Source organism: Massilia alkalitolerans DSM 17462 (assembly GCF_000427785.1).
In the GTDB taxonomy this organism is placed as follows: domain Bacteria; phylum Pseudomonadota; class Gammaproteobacteria; order Burkholderiales; family Burkholderiaceae_D; genus Telluria; species Telluria alkalitolerans.
Genome location: NZ_ATYR01000001.1, coordinates 19,429 through 40,738 on the forward strand (window position 1 = coordinate 19,429; position 21,310 = coordinate 40,738).

A 21,310-nucleotide genomic window follows, 5' to 3' on the forward strand; every position below is an offset into this window, starting at 1 on the left:
GGCGGGCGCGGGCCCGGCGATAATCCGGGGATGCGCGTTCCGCCTCCCGCTGCCCACCCCGATCCGGACCGTCCCCGGCCCACGTCGCTGGCCGACCTGTTCGTCTCCTTCACCGTCCTTGCCCTGCAAGGCTTCGGCGGGGTGCTGGCGGTCGTCCAGCGCGAGATCGTCGAGCGCAAGCGCTGGCTGACGCAGGAGGAATTCATCGAGGACTGGGCCGTGGCGCAGATCATGCCCGGGCCGAACGTGCTCAACCTGTCGATCATGATCGGCGCGCGCTGGTTCGGGCTGCCCGGGGCCGTGGCCGCGGTCGCCGGCCTGCTCGCCTTGCCGCTGCTGCTGGTGCTGGTGCTGGCGGCCTTTCACGCGCAGTATGCGGACCATCCCGCGGTGGCCGGCGCGCTGCGCGGCATGGCGGCCGTGTCCGCCGGCCTGATCGCCGCCACCGGCCTGAAGCTGTCGAGCGCGCTGGCCAGGAACCCAATCCCGCTTCCCTGCTCGGTCGGGATCGCGGCGGCCGCCTTCGCCTTGCTGGCCTGGCTGCGTGCGCCGCTGGTCTGGGTGCTGCCCACACTGGGTTCGCTCGGCTGCGTGCTGGCCTGGCGCAGGCTGCGATGACGGCGGCTCCGCTCGTTCTGGGATGGCACGACTGGCTCAGCCTGTTCGTCCATTTCCTGATGCTGTCCCTGTTGCAGTTCGGCGGCGCGATCTCGGTCAGCGCCGACATGCAGCGCTTCCTGGTCGAAGACAAGGGCTGGCTGGCCCAGTCGCAGTTCAGCGATGCGATCGCGCTGGCGCAGGCGGCCCCGGGTCCCAACGTGCTGTTCGTCGCGCTGATGGGCTGGCACCTGGGCATGAACACCGGCAGCCTCGGCGCCGCCCTGGCCGGCGTGGCGCTGACCATGGCCGGCATCCTGCTGCCCTCCTCCATCCTCAACTACCACATCGCACAGTGGGGACACCGCAACCGCGAGCTGCGCGCGGTGCGCGCCTTCCGCCTGGGGCTGGCGCCGATCGTGATCGGCATGCTGCTGGCCACCAGCTGGCTGCTCGCCGGCGCCGGCTCCGACAAGAGCGGCTGGCCGGCCTGGTTACTGGCCCTGCTATCCTGCCTGCTCATCTGGCGTACCCGCCTGCACCTGCTGTGGATGCTGGGCGCCGGCGCCCTGCTCGGCGCGCTCGGATTCGTCTGACTGGCAAGCCGCGACGCCACAGGGCATACTTGCGCAATTAGCCACTCATCCAGCGAACCCATGCTCGAACTTCTCAGCGAACATGCCTGCTTCGGCGGCGTCCAGCGCTTCTACCGCTTCGATTCGACCGCCATCGGCCTGCCGATGCGCTTTTCCGTCTACCTGCCGCCCGGCGCCGAAGGCAAGCGCCTGCCTGTCCTGTTCTACCTCGCCGGTCTGACCTGCACCGAAGAGACCTTCATGATCAAGGCCGGCGCCCAGCGCGTGGCGGCGCAGGAAGGCCTGATCCTGGTCACGCCCGATACCAGCCCGCGCGGCGCCGGCATGCCCGGCGAGACCGACAGCTGGGACTTCGGGGCGGGCGCTGGCTTCTATGTCGACGCCACCGAGGCGCCATGGTCGCAGCACTACCGCATGTACAGCCACATCCTGGAACTGCGCGAGCAGGTAGTAGCCCAGCTGCCGGCCGACCCGGCCCGGGTGGGCATCTTCGGGCACTCGATGGGCGGGCATGGCGCGCTCATGATGGCGCTGCGCAATCCAGGCCTGTTCCGTTCGGTGTCGGCCTTCGCGCCGATCGCGGCGCCGATGCGCTGCCCGTGGGGGCAAAAGGCCTTCGGCGGCTACCTGGGCGCCGACCAGGCGAGCTGGCGCCAGTACGATGCGAGCGAACTGATGGCCGGGATGGACACGGCGCCCTTCCCGGGCGGGATCCTGATCGACCAGGGGCTGGCCGATAAATTCCTGGCCGAGCAGCTCTATCCGGAAGCCTTCGAGGAAGCTTGCGCCCGTGCCGGCCAGCCCTTGACCCTGCGCCGGCATGAGGGCTACGACCACGGCTACTATTTCATTTCGACCTACGTGGAAGATCATTTGCGCTTCCATCGCCGCCTGCTCGGATGAGCGATGGCGGGTGCAGGCCGACGCCTGCCCCGCCTGCTTGAAAACGCCCCGCCTCCGTCCTATAAAGACATTGCCGGCACCCACCGGCACTCTCAGTCATTATCCATGGAGGCCATCATGAATCTCATTAGACGAGGCAATAGCCCGCTCCCGGCCTACCGCCCGGGCGCCGTCGAGGACCAGTTCGGGCGCATGGTCGAGAGCATGTTCCAGGACTTCTTCGCCCCGCTTGCACAGGGCGGGCAATGGGCCGGCGAAGCTGCCGCGACGCCGCGGCTGGACGTCAGCGAAACCGAGAAGACCTACGAAATCCAGGCCGAACTCCCCGGCGTGAACAAGGAGGACGTCAAGGTCTCGGTCGACGGGCAGCGCGTCACCATCGAGGCGGAATGCCGCTCGGCAAACGAACGCCGCGAGGGTGAAACCGTGGTGTATGCTGAACGCACCGCACGCAGGTTCATGCGCAGCTTCGCCCTGCCCACCGAAGTCGACGACGGTTCGGCACAGGCAAAGCTGGAGAACGGCGTACTGCAGCTGAGCCTGCCCAAAAAGCAGGGCGCTGAAGCACGTCGCCTGACCATCCAGTAGTCGCCCGGCCACGCGTCAGGCAGAGTCCATGGTCCGCGTCCCGCGTTGCGGCGCCCTGCCGCGGCGCGGCGCGGCCGTTTTGCGTTCTACCATCGTTACGTTTCGTTCTATGCGCTTCACCATGCCGGAGACCGAAGGCTACAAGGACCGCGCCCACGCCGGCCGACAACTGGCGCGCAGCTTGCGGCATCTCGCCGGCCAGTCCGACCCGATCGTGCTCGGCCTGCCGCGCGGCGGCATGCCGGTGGCCTTCGAAGTGGCCATCGCCCTCGGCGCGGAGCTCGACGTCCTGCTGGTGCGCAAGCTGGGCATGCCCGGCAACGAGGAATACGCAATGGGCGCGATCGGCAGCGGCGGCGTGCGCGTGCTGCAGCCGGGCGTGCCCGGCCTGCTGGGCGTGACCCAGGAACAGGTGGACCAGGTCGCCGTGCGCGAACTGGCCGAGCTCGAGCGGCGCGACCGCCTCTACCGCGGTGGACGCCTGCCGCCGCGGCTCGAAGGCCGCTGCGTGATCCTGGTCGACGACGGCATCGCGACCGGGGCCAGCATGCTGGCGGCGGTCCAGGTGGTGCGCAAGCACCGGGTCGCGCAACTGGTGGTGGCGGCGCCGGTGGGCGCGCCCGACACCCTCGAACGGCTCGCGCGCGAAGCCGACGAAGTCGCCTGCCCGCTTGCCCCGCCCCGCTTCCATGCGGTCGGCCAGTTCTACCGGTCATTCGGGCAGACGGGTGACGAAGAAGTACAGGACCTGCTGGCACAGGCATGGGCGACGCCCGCCGCGCCGAATGGTGGGCAGCAGGGGAACAAGGACAACAGAAAGGAGCGGACATGAAACCAATTCCAACCGAGACGGCAACCGATGTAGGCAGCGTGGGTAAATGGCTGGGTGCGGCAGCGGCCGGAGCGCTGCTGATGTACCTGCTGGATCCCGAACGCGGCTCCGCGCGCCGTTCGCGCGCAGTGTCCGCGGTGCGCGCAGCCGGCGCCCGCACCGGGGCGACAGTCGACGGCGTGCTGCACAGCGCCGGCGACCGCCTGGTGGGGCTGAAGGACAGCGCCGCCAGCGCCCTGTCGCGCGGCGCCGACCGCGTGCAGGCCAAGGCGGCGCCGATGCTCGAACGCGCCCGCCACGGCGCCCAGGAGGCGACCCACCGCCTGGAAGACAGTGCCGAACGTGTCCGCGAGCGCGCCAGGGCCGCGGCCGACGGCAGCAGCATGCGCGGCGACGAATCCGATACCAGCCGTTCGCCGGCGCGCTACAAGCACTACGAGCCGGCCGGAGAGTATGAAGCCGAGCACCGTGCGCGCGGCGGGCTGTCCGCGTGGCTGCGCGGCTCGCGCGGCAGCGCCCGGGACGAGCGCGGCCCCGACTATCTGGAAGGAGCCCATCCGGCCCTGGTGGGCGGCGGCGTGCTGGGCCTGCTCAGCCTGATGCGCCGCTCTCCGGGCGGCCTGCTGATCGGACTGGCCGGCCTGGCCCTGCTGTGGCAAGGCACCCGCGACAAGACCTACCGGGTCAGCGACAACATGCCGGCCCGGCTGCCGCAGATGAATCAGCAGGACGAGCATGGCCAGGCGCCGATGATCCCACCAAGCGAGCAGTCCGGCAGCCGTTACCTGCACTGAGCGAGGCGATGCGTCCATGGCGAGCGTCACCGACCACGAAACCGGCGTCCTGCGTGCGGCCGCCCGGCCGCTCACCGGCAGCGCGTCCGACTACGACCCGCTCCTCGAGCTGGTCGGCGATGCGCGCTTCGTGCTGCTCGGCGAAGCCACCCATGGCACCGCCGAGTTCTACGACGAGCGCGCGCGCATCACCCAGCGCCTGATCGAGGAAAAGGGCTTCACGGCGGTAGCGGTCGAAGCCGACTGGCCGGACGCCTGGCGCGTCAACCGCTACGTGCGCGGCGAAGGCGCCGATGCCGACGGGCGCGCTGCCCTGTCCGGCTTCGAACGCTTTCCGGCCTGGATGTGGAGGAATACCTCGGTGCTGGCTTTTGTGGAGTGGCTGCGGGCACGCAACGACGCCGCGGGCGCCGGGGGTGGCAAGACCAAGGCCGGCTTCTACGGGCTCGACCTGTACAGCCTGTTCACCTCGATCCAGGAAGTCGTGCGCTACCTGGAGCAAGTCGACCCGGTCGCGGCCAGGGAAACCCGGCGCCGCTACGCCTGCTTCGACCACTACGACCAGGACAGCCAGCACTACGGCTATGCGGCCAGCGTCGGCCTGTCCGAGTCGTGCCAGAAAGGCGTCAACGCGGCGCTGCAGGATTTGCAGCAGCGCGCCTTCGACTACGTCCAGGCCGACGGCGCCAGCGCCGAAGACGCCTTCTTCTACGCCCAGCAGAACGCGCGCCTGGTGAAGAACGCCGAGGAGTACTACCGCACCATGTTCCGCGGGCGCATCTCGTCCTGGAACCTGCGCGACAGCCACATGGCCGAAACCCTCGACGCCCTCGCACGACACCTGTCGCGCGAGGGCAAGCCGGCCAAGATCGTCGTCTGGGAGCACAACTCGCACATCGGCGACGCGCGCGCCACCGAGATCGGCCGCCAGGGCGAATGGAACGTGGGCGAGCTGGCGCGCAAGGCCTATGGCCAGGAGGCCTGCCTGATCGGTTTCACCACCTATGACGGCCGGGTGACGGCGGCCTCGGAATGGGACGGCCCCGCCGAACACAAGCACGTCCGGCCCGGCATGCCCGGCAGCTACGAGCACCTGCTGCACAGCGTCGGCATGGAGCGCTTCTTCCTGCCGCTGCGCGAACCCGGCGCGGCGCGCGACGTGCTGATGGAAGAACGGCTGGAACGCGCCATCGGCGTGCTCTACCTGCCGCGCACCGAGCGCCAGAGCCACTACTTCATGGCCCAGCTGCCGCGCCAGTTCGATGCGGTGGTCCACATCGACCGCAGCAGCGCGGTGACGCCGCTGGATGCGACGGGCGGATGGCATTCGGACGAGCCGCCGGAGACCTATCCGCAGGGTTTGTGATCCAGCGCCCAGGCTTACATTGTTGAACAACCAAAGCAGTTAGTTTCACAGTTAGCCTCGGCACGTCGCCCCGGCGAAGGCAGGGGCCCAAGTTTCGTAGCGTTGCGGTGCAATCACCTTGAACCGGCGTGCATGAAAAATTGGGTTCCGGCGTTCGCCGGAACGACGTTGACGGGTCAGCGGGTCAAGCGGGCGCTGATGAGCAGTATCGAGGCTCACCCCTCAAAAAACGCATACCCATTCCTGCCCTGCCCCTTCGCCAGGTACAGCGCGCTGTCGGCCGCCGCCAGCAGCTGTTCCTGCGGCTGGCGCGGCTGCGACAGCGCCACGCCGACGCTGGTCGAGACCTGTACCCGTCCGGCGCTGGTGCGAAACGGCACCCGCATGCTCTCCACGATCTTCCCCGCGATGTGCTCGGCCTCGACGCGCGTGCCGATCTCTTCGAGGATGACCACGAACTCGTCGCCCGACAGGCGCGCCGGGGTGTCGGTGGCGCGCACGCCGGCGGTGAGGCGGCGCGCGAATTCCTTCAGCACTTCGTCGCCGACGCCGTGTCCATGGGTATCGTTGATCTTCTTGAAATGGTCGATGTCCAGGTAGGCCAGGGCCAGCGGCTTGCCCCTGCGGCGCGCGCGGTCGAGCGCGTGGTGCAGGGTCTCGCCGAACATGCGGCGGTTGGCGATGCCGGTCAGGGTGTCGACCCGCGCCAGCTGCTGCAGCTGCTCCTCGACTTCCTTCACGTGGGTCATGTCGTGCACCAGCGCGTACACACCCGCCACGCTGCCGTCCGGCTGCTGGTCCGGGATGTAGGTCGCCTGCAGGATGCGCGGTTCGCCCTGCACCGGAATGCGCACCTCGTGCGTCACCGCCTGCCCGCCGAAGGCCTGTTCCAGGTGCGGCGAGATGTCCGCCTCGGTTTCCGCACCCAGCAGTTTCGCCACCGGCATCCCGACCAGTTGCTCGGGCGCGATGCCGAACCACTTTTCGAAGGTGGCGTTCCCGAAGCGGAAGCAGTGGCGGCGGTCGATATAGGAAATCAGGACCGGCAGGTTGTCGGTGATCATGCGCAGGCGCCGTTCGCTTGCCGCCCGGTGGTCCTCGGCCAGTTCGCGCTCGGCCATGAGCGCATGGAAGGCCCGCCCCAGTTCGCCGATTTCGTCCTTGCGCCCGTCGCGCAGCACGTCGATGTCGGCGCCGTCCTCGCGGATCGCGGCGACGTTGTCGCGCAGGTCCTGAAGCGGCGACAGCAGCCGGAACACCAGCACCCAGGCCAGCAGGCCGGCAGCCAGCGCCAGGCCACCGGCGCTGAAGAAGGCGTTGTGGCGCATCCTGTCCATCGGCGCAAAGGCCTCCGCGCTTGGATAGCGCGCCGCCAGGATCCATCCGGTGGAGCGCAGGCGCTTGTAGGCATAGATCGAATCGGTACCGTCCTTGCTTTCGGTTTCGAGCCAGCCTTCGAAGCCGGCCAGGGCGCGGTCGGTGCCCTGGTTCACGCCGGGTGTGCTGCCGACGTGCTGGAACAGGCGCGATTCGTCGGGATGGTCGATGACCATGCCCTCGGCCGTCATCAGGAACAGGTAGCCGGTCTTGCCCGGCTTGAGGGTGCTGATCTGGCGCAGGAAGCCGGAACGCCGCAGATCCACGCTGCCGGTCAGCACCGCCGCCACCTTGCCCGACTCGTCCAGTACCGGCGCGCTGAAGACCACGATGTGGTTGCCCGTCAGGCGGCTGCGGATCGGCCGCGAGATCACACCCTTGCGCGTCTGGAGCGTGCGCTCGAAGTAATCGGTGCCGCGCGCGTTGAGGGCCGCCGCCCCGGGCAATTCGCGCACCGACAGGCGCAGCTCGCCGTCGGCATCGAAGACCACCAGGTTCAGGTATTCGTTGGCGTCCCAGAGCTTCATCTGGTCGGCAAGGAAAGCCCGCAGCCCGGCCCAGTCGGTGCGCAGCCGTGGCGGAATGCCGGCGGCGAGCGCTTCGACCTGCCCCAGCCGCTCGGCCAGGCGGTCGTCCATGAACGAGGCCGCGCCGGACAGCAGGGTGTACTGCTGGTCGCCGATCACGCCCTTCATATCGCGCTCGGCCACCGACAGCGTCGAGAGCGTTACCAGGAGGGTGGCCGCGAACACCAGTACAGCTGCCACCGAGGCCAGCCGCAGCTTGAGGTTCGCCGATGCCAGGCGTGGACCTTGTTGGGTCATGAAATATCACGAAACGGATCAGCAGGATGACAAAGTATTACACGTTCTTTGTATCCGTACCGCTCCGTTAGACAGGCAATCCGTCAGTATTGTTCAGACCGTTCGATTGGATTAGCATGTCGGATTCGCTCTTATTTCTTCCCCGCAAACAACGAGGCTCCGCATGAGTAAATACACACTGCACATCAACGGCAAGACGCAGGCAGTGGAGGTCGAACCCGACACGCCGCTGCTGTGGGCCCTGCGGGACAGCCTCGGCCTGGTCGGCACCAAGTATGGCTGCGGCCTCGGCCAGTGCGGCGCATGCACCGTGCACATCGACGGCGTGCCGGCGCGCGCCTGCCTGACGCCGGTATCCAGCCTGGGCAAGCAGAAGATCACCACCATCGAGGGCCTCGACCCGAAGGCGCAGCATCCGCTGCAGCTGGCCTGGCAGGAACTCGACGTGCCGCAATGCGGCTACTGCCAGTCGGGCCAGATCATGAGCGCCTGCCATCTGTTGAAGCAGCACCCGAAGCCGACCGATGCGCAGATCGACGAAGCGATGGCCGGCAACCTGTGCCGCTGCGCCACCTACACGCGCATCCGCGCCGGCATCCATCGTGCAGCCGAGATCGCTTCCACCGCAAAGGGCAAGAAATGAGCCAACTGAAGAGCGCACCGACCTCCCCTTCCCGCCGCAGCTTCCTGCGCACTTCCGCCGTCGGCGGCGCCTTCATGCTCGGCATGTCGGCCGAAGGCGTGCTGGCAGCCGCGGCGAACACGGCCGCCACCGCCGATTTCACCCCGAACGCGTTCATTCGCATCGGCCGTGACGGACGCGTGACGCTCATCTCGAAGCAGCCGGAGATCGGGCAAGGCATCAAGACCTCGCTGCCGATGGTGATCGCCGAACAGCTCGAGGTGGATTGGAAGGACGTGCGCGTCGTCCAGGGCGACCTCGACCCCGCCCTCTACGGCCCGCAGGGCGCCGGCGGCTCGACCTCGACCCCGAACAACTACGAGAACTTCCACCGCCTCGGCGCCGCCGCCCGCATGATGCTGGTGCAGGCCGCGGCCAATACCTGGAGCGTGCCAGTCTCCGAATGCGCAGCGGCCAAGGGCGCGGTCATCCACGGCCAGAGCAAGCGCCGCCTCGCCTACGGCGCCCTGGTGGACGCGGCGTCGAAGCTGCCGGTGCCCGATGCGAAGAGCGTGGTGCTGAAAGACCCCTCCACCTACAAGCTGCTGGGCACCCGCATCGGCGGCGTGGACAACGCGGCCATCGTCAGTGGCAAGCCGCTGTTCGGCATCGACGTGCGCCTGCCCGGCATGCTGTACGCCGTGTATGCCAAGTGCCCGGTCTTCGGCGGCAAGCCTGTCAATGCCAACCTGGACGCGATCAAGGCCATGCCCGGCGTGAAGGATGCCTTCATCGTCGAAGGTACGAGCAACCTGAACGGCCTGCGCCCGGGCGTGGCGATCGTCGCCACCTCGACCTGGGCCGCGCTGCGCGCCCGCCGCGAGCTGCAGGTGACGTGGGACGAAGGCGAAGGCGCGAACCACAGCTGGGCCGATTTCACGGCCCAGGCCCAGGCCGCGTCCAAAAAGGCCGGCGCAGCCACCGTGCGCAAGGACGGCGACGTCCCGGGCGCGCTGGGCAAGGCCGCCAAGGTGGTGGAAGCGGCCTACAGCTACCCCTTCATCTCGCACGCGAGCATGGAGCCGCAGAACTGCACCGCCTGGTTCAAGGAAGACGGCGCGCTGGAACTGTGGGCGCCGACCCAGAACCCGGGCTCCGGCCAGGCCCTGGTCACCGCCACCTTCGGCATCCCGAAAGAAAAAATCCTTCTCCACATCATCCGCAGCGGCGGCGGTTTCGGACGCCGCCTGAGCTCGGACTTCATCGTCGAGGCGACCGCCATCGCGAAGCGGGTCGCGGCGCCGGTCAAGCTGACCTGGACCCGAGAGGACGACCTGCAGCACGACCACTTCCGCCCGGGCGGCTTCCATTTCCTGCGCGGCGGCGTGGATGCGGCCGGCAAGGCGGTGGCCTGGCACAACCATTTCGTGACCTTCGCCAACCGCGTCGAGCGCGAGGGCAAGAGCGTCTTGCAACCGGGCAGCGGCGGCAACCTCTCGAGTGACGAATTCCCGGGCCGCTGGCTGGAAAACTGCCAGTTCGAGCAGACCATGCTGGAAACCCGGGTGCCGATGGGCCCGTGGCGCGCGCCGGGCAGCTGCGTGTTCTCCTGGGTGCTGCACAGCTTCATCGACGAGCTGGCGCATGCCGGCGGACGCGACCCGCTCGAGTTCCGCCTCGAGCTCTTGGGTAGCAAGGACCTGGTGCCGGCCAGCTTCGAACGCGGTCAGCCCTACGACGTCAAGCGCATGCGCAATGTGCTGGTCGAAGTGGCGCAGCGCGCCGGCTGGGGCAAGAAGACCTTCCCGCGCGGCCAGGGCCAGGGCATCGCCTTCCACTTCAGCCACCGCGGCTACGTGGCGCAGGTGGCCGAGGTGACCGTCTCGCGCGAGGGCAAGCTGAAGGTGGACCGGGTGGTGGTGGCGGCCGACGTCGGTTCGCAGATCGTCAACCTGTCGGGCGCCGAGAACCAGGTGGAAGGCTCGGTCATCGACGGCCTGTCGACCATGATGTTCCCGGAGCTGAACATAGAGAAGGGCCGCATCGTGCAGAGCAACTTCCACGATTACGGGCTGCTGCGCATGCCGGATACCCCGACCAGGATCGAGACGCACTTCATCAAGACCGACAATCCGGTGACGGGCCTCGGTGAGCCCGCCCTGCCACCGCTGGCGCCGGCGGTGTGCAATGCGATCTTCGCCGCGACCGGCAAACGGGTGCGCCAGCTGCCGCTGAGCAAGACCGACCTCAGCTGGAGCTGATGGGATAGCGGGCGCCGAACGGCGCCCGTTGCTTTTAGTGTTTGTGCGCGGGGTCGTTGTCCTTTGCGCCGTGATACTCGAGGATTGAAGCCGCCTTCTCGAGCCGCGATTCGTCGGCGGTGACGGTGACGACGCACTTGCCGATCTCCAGCCCCGGCGTGTACACGTCCTTGTAGTCGGTGCCGCCCTTCACCGCGGGCGAGTCGCCCACCGTGAAGTTGGCTTCCGACGGGCCGGCTTCATCGCCGGTATGGCTGATCTCGATGCCATCCCGGTCGAAGCCCGCGTCCAGCAGCGCCTGGCGCGCCCGCTCCGCATCCTGGAAGTTCTCGATCACACGTACGATCTGATTGTTCATGGTGCCTCCATCGATTCCTGTTGGAGAAACCGTACCAGAAATGCGCGCGGGCCGGCGCTCACCCTGCTTCTAGCGCCCCTTGTTGATCTGTTGCAGCAGCTTGAAGGCTTCGCTCTCCAGCACGGGTTGCGCATCCGCCAGCTCCTTGCTGGCCTTGACGTAGGCAGCGCGCTTGCGTTCCTTCTTCTCTTCCGGCGGCACGACCGGCTTCGCTCCCGGGAACATGATCTGTGGACCGCTGTTGTACTTTTGCTGGATGAGCTGCTTGCCGTAGGGCGTGTTGTAGAAGCGGGTCATCTCGGTTGCAGTATCGACGGAGATCACCTTCGCCATCGGCAGCGCCAGGCGCCGATGCACCTCGGCGGGCGGCGTGCGGTCGAGCTTGGCGAACACGTCCTTGCGTTGTGCTTCGCTCGGATAGCGGCTGCGGGCGGCAACGCCGCGCAGTGTTTTCTCGGCCTGCATGGCGGCCAGCAGGTCTTGCACGGCCTTGACGTGGGCAGGACTTTGGGCCGCAACCTGCGCCGGCGCCGCCGCGGGAGCGGCATGGACGGGGCTCACGGCGACCAGCGACAAGCCGAGCATGGCATGGACTGCAAACTTCATGGTTTCCCTTTCGGATGAGGATCTCATCGCGAATGATGCCATGTCCTAGCCTAAAGATATGCGTGGAAACTCACTTAAGGCCCGGCTGCGCCCTGCTAGCGCCCGATGCCGATGCCGATCCCCAGGCCGCTGCGTCCCCCGCTGCCGAAGCCGCCGAAGATCGAGGTCGATACGCCGCCGCGCCGGACACCGTCGCGCTCGGCCAGCTGGACGACGCAATTTCGCCATGGGTCGGAATTGACTGCAAAACCCAGCTGGGTGCAGGCTGGTCCGAATTCGGTGATCAGGCGCTCCATCTCGGCTTGTTGCTGCATTGCCTTTTCCTGGGGCGTCGCACACCCGAGCAAGCAAAGGGCGCTTGCTGCCGTCACGATCAAAGCGCGCATGGCGGTTCTCCCTATGTCAGGTTTGGTATCGCCAACTTACCGCGATGTGCAGAAAGGGGCAAGGTGCTCGACACTTGCCTGGACGTAGGAGCGCTCCTGCGGCGGCGTCCGCCCGGGACCTGACGCTGGTCAGCGCCGCCTGGCTGCGCACTTTCCAGGCAGGCGCGCGGCTCGTCGCCAAATCATGGTAGCCGCTCATTGCGACCACTTTCAGCGCGGGAGCGATTGTCAGGGCTGCGGCCAGGTCCGGGATCGCGTCCGGCAGCGTCTTGCCGTGATGGGTGAAGCTCCACAGGGCGTGACCGCCGTATAGCGCAGAATAGAGACCGGCGCGTACCGCGCCGATCATGCACCGGCTGCGGAAAAATTCAACAGTAATTACAGCGACCTCACACGACGACGATGACGAGCCGGCGACGGCCCCTCTCGATCGCTGCAAGTACCGGGAGACCTGTTAATCCCTCATGCAAAATACATTTCTCTGTCGAAAATTTTTACAATCAGAAATACGACCTGCACGTAACTTATTGTTATCAATAATAATCTCAACCTGGTATGTTTCTTGCTGAGCTAACTGGGTCCAACCCTAGGGAGTTCTAGAATGAAGCGAATCATCCTCCGTACCTTTGCAGCTGGCCTCCTGGCTATCTCTGCCACGGGCTCGGCTCAGGCGGGAATTTACACCGAAGATTTTGAACAAGCGTTTCCTGCATGGGAAAGCAATTGGTTTGGTACCAAGAGCAACGCTCACAACGTCTACTGCCCGCTGGGCGGTTGCAGCACCCGTGGTAACAATCCGGACGGTCTCTGGCTTGGCGGTTCCGGCAGTATCAGTGTGACGTTTGACAGTGTTTTTGCTTCCAGCCTGATGTCGCTTACCCTTGACATAGCAGCGTTTTCCTCGACCCGTTTGACTGCTTTCGACATCAATGAGGTACAAATTTTCGACGAGGGCATTATGCTGACCTATGGCGCGTTTTCCGACCCTGGCACCTATGCCACGTACACCATCACCAGCGGCAGTGGAATCAAGCGTTTTGAATTCTCGGGTAATGCCGCCGGCAACACGTCGATCGACAACCTGATTGCCATTACTGCAGACGCTCAAGGCGAGGTACCCGAGCCAGCCACGCTCGGACTGGTCGGCCTCGGGCTTCTCGGCGCGGCAATCTCGCGACGCCGGCCGCGTTTCGAGCAAGCCCAGGTTCGTTGATCAAAAGCGGATCGTGTCCCGCGCGATCTGCCTTTCCTATTACCGAGCCGCCCTCGCTTGATCGGGAACCACGGTCATCGCTTCGCGTTCGACCCGGTAGGGCACTCCTCCAGATCAATAGAGCGATTCGCGCTGCCGCTGTGGCAGAGCACTGTCATACGCGCCGCCATCGATCTGGCCACGGGTAAGCGCCGCCAGCATCGTCCCCGGTGACGGTACGCTCGCGGTGTCGTGCTCCTGGGGATACCAGAGCCGCGAGCGCAGGATCGAACGCGCGCATTGGAAGAACACCTTGTCGATGGCAATGCGCAGGACGCAGATCGGCCGCTTGCCTTCGTGTTCGAACGATGCAAGCAAGGCCGGCTCGACGGAGATCTGTGCACGGCCCCGCACCCGCAGGGTTTCGCCGACGCCCGGAATCATGAACAGCAGGCCGATACGCGGATCGGCGACCAGGTTGCGCAGGCTATCGATGCGATTGTTCCCACGCCGCTCAGGCAGCAGCAGCGTCTGTTCGTCGACGATCCGCACGATTGGTCCGGCGTCTCCACGCGGCGAGACGTCCAGTCCCTGCGGCCCGTTCGTGGCCAGCAAGGCGAAGCGCGCCTGCGCGAGCCAGCGCGCGTAGACAGGGTGCAGGCTGTCGGTTTCCTTGGCGAGCGACGGCGCTGCGACGGCGCCGAACAGGGCCTCCAGCGCGGCGAGGTCGGTCACGAGATGGTCGGTCATGGGCCTTCTTTTCAGTCCGGCACCACGGCCGTCACTTCGATTTCGATGCGGGCGCGTTCTTCCATCAGCGCCGCCACCTGCACCGCGCTCATGGTCGGATAATGGCGCCCGATCACGTCCCGGTAGGCCGCGCCGAGCGCCGCGCCGGCCTGCAGGTATTCCTGCCGGTCGAGCACGTACCAGGTCATGCGCACGATGTGTTCGGGGCCGGCACCCGCCTCCCTCAGCACGGCGACCACGTTTTCCAGCGCCTGGCGCGCCTGCCCCACGAAATCGTCGGTCTGGAAGCGGCACTCGGCATCCCAGCCGATCATGCCGCTCACGTAGACCTGGCGGCCGCGGGCGGCGATGCCGTTCGAGTAGCCCTTCGGGCGCACCCAGCCCGGCGGTTGCAGGATATCCATCAGTTTCCCTCCTGGGCCAGCAGTTCGCGCGCGATGATCAGGAGCTGCACTTCGCTCGCGCCCTCGTAGATGCGCAGCGCGCGGATTTCACGGTAGAGCGTCTCGACGGTCTCGCCGCTGACCACGCCCTGCCCGCCGAATAATTGGACCGCCGCGTCGATCACCTGTTGGGCGGTCTCGGTTGCGGTGAGCTTGGCCATCGCTGCTTCCTTCGTGACACGCTTGCCCCCGTCGCGCGTCCAGGCTGCGCGGTAGGTCAGCAAGGCCGCGGCATCGATTCCGGTCGCCATCTGCGCCAGCTTGGCCTGGGTCAGCTGGAAGTCGGCCAGGGTCTTGCCGAACATCGCCCGTTCGCGGGCACGCTTCAAGGCTTCATCGAGCGCCCGGCGTGCGAAGCCGAGGCTGGCCGCCGCCACCGAGGTGCGGAACACGTCCAGCGTGGCCATCGCCACCTTGAAGCCCTGCCCTTCCTCGCCGATGCGGTTCGCAAGCGGCACCCGGCAGCTGTTGAAGCGCAGGCGCGCCAGCGGGTGCGGGGCGATCACCTCGATGCGCTCGGCGATCTCGAAGCCGGGCAGGCCGGCTTCGACGATGAAGGCGGATATCCCGCGCGAACCCCTGCCGCCCTCGCCGCCGCCATCGCCGGTCCGTGCGAACACGACATAGAAGTCGGCAATGCCGCCGTTGGAAATCCAGGTCTTTTCGCCATCGAGCACGTAGCTGTCGCCGTCGGGCCGGGCGGCGCACTGCATGGCGGCCACGTCCGAGCCGGCCTGCGGCTCGGACAGCGCAAAGGCGGCGATGGCCTCGCCGCTCGCCACGCGCGGCAGCCAGGTTTCCTGCTGCTGGGCCGTGCCGAACAGCGAGATCGCGCCGCTGCCCAACCCCTGCATGGCGAAGGCGAAATCCGCCAGGCCGGCATGGCGTGCCAGCGTCTCGCGGATCAGGCAGATGGCGCGGGTGTCGACCTGCCGGCCGGCGCCGCCAACGGCATGGTGCAGCCAGCCACCGCTGCCGAGTTCCTTCACCAGCGCACGGCAGGCCGTATCGACGTCGCTGCCATGCGCATCCTGCAGGTGTGCGCCCGCCCACGCATCGAGCGCCAAAGCCAGCGCGCGGTGACGCGGCTCCAGGAAGGGCCAGTCGAGGTAATCTCGGTCCGGCATCTCAATCCCCCTCGAAGCGTGGCGTGTCCTTGGCCACGAAGGCGTGGTAGGCACGGTGGAAGTCATTGGTCGCCATGCAGATCGCCTGGGCCTGGGCTTCGGCCTCGATGGCTTCGTCCACACCCATGTTCCACTCCTGCTGCAGCATCTTCTTGGTCATGCCGTGCGCGAAGGTCGGGCCGTTCGCGAGCAGCGCCGCGAACGCCTGCGCCTCCGCCAGCAGCGCCTGCGGCTCGCACAGGCGATTGAAGAAGCCCCAGCGTTCCGCTTCCTCGCCCGTCAATGCGCGGCCGGTGTAGAGCAGCTCGGCCGCCCTGCCCTGGCCGATCACGCGCGGCAGCAGCGCGCAGGCGCCCATGTCGCAGCCGGCCAGGCCGACGCGGGTGAACAGGAAGGCGGTCTTGCTGCGCGCGGTGCCGTAGCGGATGTCCGAGGACAGGGCCAGGATCGCGCCCGCGCCCGCGCAGACCCCGTCCACGCCGGCGACGATCGGCTGCGGGCAGGCGCGCATGGCCTTGACCAGGTCGCCCGTCATCCGGGTAAAGGCCAGCAGGCCCGGCATGTCGAGTTTGGTGAGCGGCCCGATGATCTCGTGCACGTCGCCGCCGGAGCAGAAATTCTCGCCCGCGCCGGCGATGACGATCGCCTTGACGTCGTCCGCGTAGGCCAGGGCGCGGAACAGGTCGCGCAGCTCGGCATAGGACTCGAAGGTGAGCGGATTCTTGCGCTCCGGCCGGTTCAGGGTGATGGTCGCCACCCGGTCCTGCACGGCGTACTGGAAGTGGGTGGCCTGGTAGCCGGCAAGGCTGGCGCGGCTGCCCGGCAGCCGGTGCGCGTCGCCCGGAGAATAGTGCATGCGGTGACTCCTGATTAAGTAAATTCAGCCTTCGAGCAGGCGCGCGGCAAGCTGCTGCGGGCTCAAGCCGCTACTTAGCGCCTGCATCTGGCGCTCGCGTTCCAGGTTGCGTTCGAGCTGCAGCTTGCCGGATTGGTACTGGCGCGGCCAGGCCGCGCCGGTATAGCCGATGCGCGCCGCTTCGTTCAGCGTCCAGGCCGGATTGGCCAGGTGTGGCCGCGCGACGGCGCACAGGTCGGCGCGGCCGGCCGAGACGATGCCGTTGACGTGGTCCGCCTCGTAGATCGAGCCGACCGCGATGGTGGGAATGCCGGCCTCGTTGCGGATGCGGTCCGCGAACGGCGCCTGGAACATCCGCCCATACACGGGCTTTTCTTCCTTGCTGACCTGGCCCGACGAGCAATCGATCATGTCGGCGCCAAGCGCCTTGAACAGGCGCGCGATCGCCACCGCATCGTCGGGCGTGATGCCGCCTTCGACCCAGTCGTGGGCCGACAGGCGTACGCTGATCGGCTTCTCGGCGGGCCAGGCGGCCCGGATCGCGGCGAATACCTCGAGCGGATAGCGGCAGCGGTTTTCCAGGCTGCCGCCATAGGCGTCCTGGCGGCGGTTGGTCAGCGGCGAGATAAAACTCGACAGCAGGTAGCCGTGGGCGCAGTGCAGCTCCAGCCAGTCGAAGCCCGCCTCATGCGCCGCCCGGGTGGCGCGCACGAAGTCGCGCTTGATGCGTTCCAGGTCCTCAGGCGTGGCTTCGCGCGCCAGCTGCGACACCCCTTTCAGGTACTGCTGGGGAGAGCTCGAGACCAGCGGCCAGTTGCCCTCCTCGAGCGGCAGGTCGATCCCGTCCCACATCGGACGGGTCGAGCCCTTGGCGCCCGCGTGGCCCAGCTGCACGCCGATCTTCGCGTCGGACTGCGCGTGCACGAAGTCGACGATGCGCTTCCAGGCCGCCGTGTGTTCCTCCGTGTACAGGCCGGGGCAGCCGGGCGTGATGCGCGCGTCGCTCGAGACGCAGGTCATTTCCGCCATCACCAGCGCCGCGCCACCGAGGGCGCGCGCGCCCAGGTGGGCCAGGTGGAAGTCGCCCACCGCGCCGTCCACGGCCGAGTACTGGGCCATCGGCGAGACGATCACGCGGTTCTTCAGCAGCACGCCGCGCGCTTTATAAGGCGTGAACATCGGCGGCGTGAAGCCGCCTGGCGCCGGCACCCCGGCCTGCGCCGCCGCCCGATCGGCGAACCAGCGCTCGAAGCCAGACACGTAGGCAGGGTCGCGCAGGCGCAGGTTTTCGTGCGACAGGCGCTGGCTGCGCGTGAGCAGCGAATAGGCGAACTGCTCGGCCTCCATCGCCGTATAGCGCTTGACGTTCTCGAACCATTCCATTGAATTGCGCGCCGCGCTCTGCAGCTTGAGCACCTCGACCCGGCGCGCTTCCTCGTAGGCGCCCAGGGCCTGTTCCATGGACACGGCAGGGTCGTCGAGGCAGCGCGCCAGCTCGATCGCGTCTTCCAGCGCCAGCTTGGTGCCGGAGCCGATCGAGAAGTGCGCGGTATGGGCCGCGTCGCCCATCAGGACCACGGGCACGCGGCGCCCGTCGATGTCATGGAAGTAGACCCAGCGGCGGCAGGCGATGCGCGGGAAGCGGATCCACATGCCGGAGCCGCGCAGGTGGGCCGCATTCGCCATCAGCGGCTGGCCGTCGAGGTAGCGGGCGAACAGGCGCTCGCAGAAGGCCAGCGCTTCCTGCTGGCCCATCGCTTCCAGGCCGGCGGCCTGCCAGGTCTCCTCGGGTGTCTCCACGATAAATGTCGACGTGTCGCCGTCGTACTGGTAGGCGTGGGCCTGGAACCAGCCGTGTTCGGTCTCTTCGAAGGCGAAGGTGAAGGCGTCGAAGCGCTTGCGCGTGCCGAGCCAGACGAAGCGGCAATGGCGCCGTTCGACCTCGGGCTGGAATACGTCCGCATAGCGCTTGCGTATCGCACTGTTGACGCCGTCGCAGGCGACGACCAGGTCGGCCTGGTACGCGCGCGCCAGCTCGGCGTCGTCGCGCACCTCATGCTCGAACTCCAACTGCACGCCCAGCGCCCCGCAGCGCTCCTGCAGGATGTTCAGCAGGCGCCTGCGTCCGATGCCGCAGAAGCCGTGCCCGCCGGACGTGACGCTGCGTCCCTTGAAGTGGACGTCGATTGCGTCCCAGTGGTTGAAGGACTGCAGGATGGCGCGTGCGCTGTCCTCGTCGGCCCCGGCCAGGTGACCGAGCGTCTGGTCGGAAAACACCACGCCCCAGCCGAAGGTGTCGCTGGCGCGGTTGCGTTCGACGACGGTGACGGCGTAGTCCGGGTGGCGCTTTTTCATCAGGAGGCCGAAATACAAACCGGCCGGACCGCCGCCCACGCACACAATGTTCATTCCCGCTCCCACTCTGGTGTTGCCGACATCTTACATGGGCACATGCTTTAAGTGTCAAGCAATGTTGAGGGGCAGCTTGGAAGCGGTATATCCGACAGCATTGTTTTAGTACAATATAGAAACGCCTGCACCTTATTGGTGCATGGGCAACCGCACGCTCACCGAGATGTTGATGAATCCTTTGCTCCAGCGCCTACGCCTGAACAGCCTGCGCAGCCGCCTGATGCTGCTGGTCGCTCTGGCGATCACCCCCATCGCCATCATGACGGTGCTGGGGGGCGTGCGCGAACGCGAGGCGGCGATCCGCGCCTCCGAAGAGAATCTGCAGCGCCTGACCGGCATGGCTGCCGCCAACGAAGCCCAGTCGCTCGACCGCGCGCGCCAGATCCTGGTGGACCTGGTCAGCGTGCCGGACCTGATGGGCCCGACCGAGCGCTGCAACGCCCTGCTGGCCGATGTCCTCGACCGTAACGAAGGTTACGCCAATTTCGGCCTCATCCAGCTGGGCGGCGAAGTGACCTGCAGCGCGGTGCCGATGCTGCATCCGGTAAACCTGGGCGACCGCAGCCACTTCCGGCGCGCCATCGCCGAACGCCGCTTCATCGCCGGCGACTATGTGTTCGGCCGGGTGATCCGCCGCCATACGATCAACCTCACCTACCCAGTCACCAACCGCAGCGGCCGCGTGGTGGCCGTGGTGTTCTCGGCCATGGACCTGGCCGGGCTCGACACCTTCGTCAACGAAATCAACCTGCCGGCCGGCTCGATCCTGGAGACGGCCGACGCCAACGGCTTGCTGATCTCGCGCCGGCCCGATCCGGAGCGCTGGTTCGGCAAGAAGATCAGCGCCCCCCTGCTCGCCGCCATGCGCGACCCGGCGCTGCGCCCGGTGCTGCTGCGCGGCGACGACGGCATCGAGCGCCTGCATGCCTTTGCCCGCGTGGGCGGACCCTCGCTGTCGGAATACACGGTGACCATCGGCGTGCCGGTCGAAACCATCACCGCGGCGGCGCGCGAGGCCCAGCTGATGTCGCTACTGGGCCTGGGCGTGACCACCATGCTGGCCCTGCTGGCGGCCTGGCTGGCCGGCGACATCCTGATCGTGCAGCGGGTGCGCAAGCTGATGGACACCGCGCGCCGCATCGCCGCCGGCGAGCTGCAGGCGCGTTCCGGCATCAGCTACGGCAACGAGGAGATCGGCCGCCTGGCGGCCGCCCTCGACGAGATGGCGGCCGCCCTGCAGGCCAAGGAGGCGGCGCGTAGCCAGGCCGAGCGCGAACTGCGCGCGGCCGACCAGCGCAAGGACGAATTCCTGGCGATGCTGGCCCACGAGCTGCGCAACCCGCTGGCGCCGATCAGCACCGGCGCCCACCTGCTCAAGCTACTCCATTCGGACAACGCCCAGATCACCCAGACCTGCGCCATCATCGCGCGCCAGGTCGAGCACATGACCAGCCTGGTGGACGACCTGCTGGACGTCTCGCGCGTCACGCGCGGCCTGGTCTCGCTGTCGACCGGGGTGCTGGACCTGCGCAAGGTAGTGGACGACGCGGCCGAACAGATCCGCCCCTTGATTTCGGCGCGGCGCCACAAGGTGGTGCTCGACCTGCCGAGCGAGCCGGTGCAGGTGAAAGGCGACCACAAGCGCCTGGTGCAGGTGGTGGCCAACCTGCTGGGCAACGCCACCAAGTACACGCCAGAGGGCGGCCATATCACGCTGCGCCTGCTTGACGCCGACGACAGCTGGGTGCTCACCGTCACCGACGACGGCATCGGCATGGAGCCGGCGCTGGTGGACCGCGTGTTCGACCTGTTCACCCAGGCCGAGCGCACCCCGGACCGCTCGCAGGGCGGCCTGGGCCTGGGCCTGGCGCTGGCGCGCAGCCTGGTCGAGCTGCACGGCGGCAGCGTCAGCGCGGCCAGCCCGGGACTCGGCAAGGGCAGCACCTTCACCGTGCACCTGCCGCGCTACGGGCAGGAATCCGAAGTGCAGGTACTCGATGCGGTCCGCCATGCCGCCTCTGCCCAGGCGCCGCTGCGCGTGCTGGTGGTGGACGACAACCTGGATGCCGCCCATACCCTCAACCTGTTCCTGGCCTCCAGCGGGCACCGGGTCGAGATCGCCTACAACGCCCTCGACGCGATCGAGGTGGCGAAGGTGTTCTCGCCCCAGGTCTGCCTGCTCGACATCGGCCTGCCGGACATGGACGGCAACGAACTGGCGCGCCACCTGCGCCGCCTGCCGCAGACAAGCGGCGCCATGCTGGTCGCGGCCACCGGCTACGGCCGCCAGCAGGACCGCGATGCCGCCCGCGACGCGGGTTTCGACCATTACATGGTCAAGCCGGTCAATACGGTGCAGCTGAGCGATCTGCTGGCCTCGGCCGGCGCCGCCCCGGCTACCAGCTGAGGCAACAAGCCAT

General features: G+C 67.5%; 20 protein-coding genes. 11 read left to right on the top strand and 9 right to left on the bottom strand.

Features of this window, described 5'->3' with window-relative positions:
* Window positions 1–30: 30 nt before the first annotated feature.
* The 7 genes from YWC_RS0100070 to YWC_RS0100100 all read left to right on the top strand — a co-directional run bounded on the left by YWC_RS0100070 (window position 31) and on the right by YWC_RS0100100 (window position 5,676).
* Window positions 31–618, top strand: a complete 588-nt coding sequence (locus YWC_RS0100070) for a chromate transporter (protein WP_027863551.1) — start codon at window positions 31–33, stop codon at window positions 616–618.
* Complete coding sequence (locus YWC_RS0100075) at window positions 615–1,193, top strand: chromate transporter (protein WP_027863552.1); 579 nt, start codon at window positions 615–617, stop codon at window positions 1,191–1,193. Before YWC_RS0100070 ends, YWC_RS0100075 begins: the two co-directional genes overlap by 4 nt.
* A 60-nt stretch (window positions 1,194–1,253) precedes the next feature.
* Window positions 1,254–2,096, top strand: a complete 843-nt coding sequence (fghA, locus tag YWC_RS0100080) for an S-formylglutathione hydrolase (protein ID WP_027863553.1) — start codon at window positions 1,254–1,256, stop codon at window positions 2,094–2,096.
* Between the two features lie 117 nt (window positions 2,097–2,213).
* A complete protein-coding gene (locus YWC_RS0100085; RefSeq protein WP_036212544.1) occupies window positions 2,214–2,684 on the top strand; it encodes an Hsp20/alpha crystallin family protein in 471 nt (156 codons plus the stop codon).
* Window positions 2,685–2,793: 109 nt separating this feature from the next.
* A complete protein-coding gene (locus YWC_RS0100090; protein ID WP_027863555.1) occupies window positions 2,794–3,516 on the top strand; it encodes a phosphoribosyltransferase in 723 nt (240 codons plus the stop codon).
* Window positions 3,513–4,310, top strand: coding sequence for a hypothetical protein (locus YWC_RS0100095; protein ID WP_156923411.1), 798 nt, complete (start codon window positions 3,513–3,515; stop codon window positions 4,308–4,310). The genes YWC_RS0100090 and YWC_RS0100095 overlap by 4 nt, the downstream gene beginning before the upstream one ends.
* Before the next feature lie 16 nt (window positions 4,311–4,326).
* Window positions 4,327–5,676: an erythromycin esterase family protein gene (locus YWC_RS0100100; RefSeq protein ID WP_027863557.1), complete on the top strand. Its 1,350-nt coding sequence runs from the start codon at window positions 4,327–4,329 to the stop codon at window positions 5,674–5,676.
* A gap of 215 nt (window positions 5,677–5,891) precedes the next feature.
* Here the strand turns inward: YWC_RS0100100 and YWC_RS0100105 are convergent, their stop codons facing one another.
* Window positions 5,892–7,877 carry a diguanylate cyclase domain-containing protein gene (locus YWC_RS0100105; RefSeq protein WP_036212439.1) on the bottom strand — a complete coding sequence of 662 codons (1,986 nt, stop codon included), beginning with the start codon at window positions 7,875–7,877 and terminating at the stop codon, window positions 5,892–5,894.
* Window positions 7,878–8,040: 163 nt separating this feature from the next.
* Between YWC_RS0100105 and YWC_RS0100110 the strand changes: the two genes are divergently transcribed.
* Window positions 8,041–8,520 (top strand): (2Fe-2S)-binding protein, encoded by a 480-nt coding sequence (locus YWC_RS0100110; RefSeq protein WP_027863559.1) that lies wholly within the window; start codon window positions 8,041–8,043, stop codon window positions 8,518–8,520.
* On the top strand, window positions 8,517–10,760 hold the full coding sequence (locus YWC_RS0100115; protein ID WP_027863560.1) for a xanthine dehydrogenase family protein molybdopterin-binding subunit: 2,244 nt from the start codon (window positions 8,517–8,519) through the stop codon (window positions 10,758–10,760). The genes YWC_RS0100110 and YWC_RS0100115 overlap by 4 nt, the downstream gene beginning before the upstream one ends.
* A 34-nt stretch (window positions 10,761–10,794) precedes the next feature.
* On the opposite strand, the gene YWC_RS0100120 is transcribed toward YWC_RS0100115, so the two are convergent.
* The 3 genes from YWC_RS0100120 to YWC_RS27675 all read right to left on the bottom strand — a co-directional run bounded on the left by YWC_RS0100120 (window position 10,795) and on the right by YWC_RS27675 (window position 12,038).
* Window positions 10,795–11,118: a hypothetical protein gene (locus tag YWC_RS0100120; protein ID WP_027863561.1), complete on the bottom strand. Its 324-nt coding sequence runs from the start codon at window positions 11,116–11,118 to the stop codon at window positions 10,795–10,797.
* A 69-nt stretch (window positions 11,119–11,187) separates the two neighbouring features.
* A complete protein-coding gene (locus YWC_RS0100125; protein WP_027863562.1) occupies window positions 11,188–11,724 on the bottom strand; it encodes a DUF2059 domain-containing protein in 537 nt (178 codons plus the stop codon).
* Between the two features lie 95 nt (window positions 11,725–11,819).
* A complete protein-coding gene (locus YWC_RS27675; RefSeq protein WP_051306099.1) occupies window positions 11,820–12,038 on the bottom strand; it encodes a hypothetical protein in 219 nt (72 codons plus the stop codon).
* A gap of 673 nt (window positions 12,039–12,711) precedes the next feature.
* On the opposite strand from YWC_RS27675, the gene YWC_RS27680 reads away from it, so the two are divergent.
* Entirely contained in the window at window positions 12,712–13,323 is a 612-nt protein-coding gene (locus YWC_RS27680; protein WP_036212442.1) for a PEP-CTERM sorting domain-containing protein, read from the top strand.
* A 114-nt stretch (window positions 13,324–13,437) separates the two neighbouring features.
* On the opposite strand, the gene YWC_RS0100145 is transcribed toward YWC_RS27680, so the two are convergent.
* Genes YWC_RS0100145 through YWC_RS0100165 form a run of 5 tightly spaced genes read right to left on the bottom strand, consistent with a single transcriptional unit; the run spans window position 13,438 to window position 18,887 of the window.
* Window positions 13,438–14,052: a pyridoxamine 5'-phosphate oxidase family protein gene (locus YWC_RS0100145; RefSeq protein WP_027863565.1), complete on the bottom strand. Its 615-nt coding sequence runs from the start codon at window positions 14,050–14,052 to the stop codon at window positions 13,438–13,440.
* Window positions 14,053–14,063: 11 nt separating this feature from the next.
* Window positions 14,064–14,456 (bottom strand): RidA family protein, encoded by a 393-nt coding sequence (locus YWC_RS0100150; protein WP_027863566.1) that lies wholly within the window; start codon window positions 14,454–14,456, stop codon window positions 14,064–14,066.
* Window positions 14,456–15,622 carry an acyl-CoA dehydrogenase family protein gene (locus tag YWC_RS0100155; protein ID WP_027863567.1) on the bottom strand — a complete coding sequence of 389 codons (1,167 nt, stop codon included), beginning with the start codon at window positions 15,620–15,622 and terminating at the stop codon, window positions 14,456–14,458. The genes YWC_RS0100150 and YWC_RS0100155 overlap by 1 nt, the downstream gene beginning before the upstream one ends.
* A gap of 1 nt (window position 15,623) precedes the next feature.
* Window positions 15,624–16,478: an enoyl-CoA hydratase family protein gene (locus YWC_RS0100160; RefSeq protein WP_027863568.1), complete on the bottom strand. Its 855-nt coding sequence runs from the start codon at window positions 16,476–16,478 to the stop codon at window positions 15,624–15,626.
* Window positions 16,479–16,502: 24 nt separating this feature from the next.
* Window positions 16,503–18,887 (bottom strand): bifunctional salicylyl-CoA 5-hydroxylase/oxidoreductase, encoded by a 2,385-nt coding sequence (locus YWC_RS0100165; RefSeq protein ID WP_027863569.1) that lies wholly within the window; start codon window positions 18,885–18,887, stop codon window positions 16,503–16,505.
* A gap of 172 nt (window positions 18,888–19,059) precedes the next feature.
* Here YWC_RS0100165 and YWC_RS0100170 point away from each other — a divergent pair, with 172 nt between their 5' ends.
* Window positions 19,060–21,297 (top strand): hybrid sensor histidine kinase/response regulator, encoded by a 2,238-nt coding sequence (locus YWC_RS0100170; protein WP_027863570.1) that lies wholly within the window; start codon window positions 19,060–19,062, stop codon window positions 21,295–21,297.
* The last annotated feature ends 13 nt before the right edge of the window (window positions 21,298–21,310 follow it).

Coding starts and splice junctions, on each gene's coding strand:
- YWC_RS0100100 (WP_027863557.1), top strand. CDS start 4,327: ATGGCGAGCGTCACCGACCACGAAACCGGCGTCCTGCGTGCGGCCGCC.
- YWC_RS0100150 (WP_027863566.1), bottom strand. CDS start 14,456: ATGGATATCCTGCAACCGCCGGGCTGGGTGCGCCCGAAGGGCTACTCG.
- YWC_RS0100160 (WP_027863568.1), bottom strand. CDS start 16,478: ATGCACTATTCTCCGGGCGACGCGCACCGGCTGCCGGGCAGCCGCGCC.
- fghA (WP_027863553.1), top strand. CDS start 1,254: ATGCTCGAACTTCTCAGCGAACATGCCTGCTTCGGCGGCGTCCAGCGC.
- YWC_RS0100115 (WP_027863560.1), top strand. CDS start 8,517: ATGAGCCAACTGAAGAGCGCACCGACCTCCCCTTCCCGCCGCAGCTTC.
- YWC_RS0100070 (WP_027863551.1), top strand. CDS start 31: ATGCGCGTTCCGCCTCCCGCTGCCCACCCCGATCCGGACCGTCCCCGG.
- YWC_RS0100145 (WP_027863565.1), bottom strand. CDS start 14,052: ATGACCGACCATCTCGTGACCGACCTCGCCGCGCTGGAGGCCCTGTTC.
- YWC_RS0100120 (WP_027863561.1), bottom strand. CDS start 11,118: ATGAACAATCAGATCGTACGTGTGATCGAGAACTTCCAGGATGCGGAG.
- YWC_RS27675 (WP_051306099.1), bottom strand. CDS start 12,038: ATGCAGCAACAAGCCGAGATGGAGCGCCTGATCACCGAATTCGGACCA.
- YWC_RS0100095 (WP_156923411.1), top strand. CDS start 3,513: ATGAAACCAATTCCAACCGAGACGGCAACCGATGTAGGCAGCGTGGGT.
- YWC_RS0100165 (WP_027863569.1), bottom strand. CDS start 18,887: ATGAACATTGTGTGCGTGGGCGGCGGTCCGGCCGGTTTGTATTTCGGC.
- YWC_RS0100155 (WP_027863567.1), bottom strand. CDS start 15,622: ATGCCGGACCGAGATTACCTCGACTGGCCCTTCCTGGAGCCGCGTCAC.
- YWC_RS0100090 (WP_027863555.1), top strand. CDS start 2,794: ATGCGCTTCACCATGCCGGAGACCGAAGGCTACAAGGACCGCGCCCAC.
- YWC_RS0100125 (WP_027863562.1), bottom strand. CDS start 11,724: ATGAAGTTTGCAGTCCATGCCATGCTCGGCTTGTCGCTGGTCGCCGTG.
- YWC_RS0100085 (WP_036212544.1), top strand. CDS start 2,214: ATGAATCTCATTAGACGAGGCAATAGCCCGCTCCCGGCCTACCGCCCG.
- YWC_RS27680 (WP_036212442.1), top strand. CDS start 12,712: ATGAAGCGAATCATCCTCCGTACCTTTGCAGCTGGCCTCCTGGCTATC.
- YWC_RS0100075 (WP_027863552.1), top strand. CDS start 615: ATGACGGCGGCTCCGCTCGTTCTGGGATGGCACGACTGGCTCAGCCTG.
- YWC_RS0100105 (WP_036212439.1), bottom strand. CDS start 7,877: ATGACCCAACAAGGTCCACGCCTGGCATCGGCGAACCTCAAGCTGCGG.
- YWC_RS0100110 (WP_027863559.1), top strand. CDS start 8,041: ATGAGTAAATACACACTGCACATCAACGGCAAGACGCAGGCAGTGGAG.
- YWC_RS0100170 (WP_027863570.1), top strand. CDS start 19,060: ATGAATCCTTTGCTCCAGCGCCTACGCCTGAACAGCCTGCGCAGCCGC.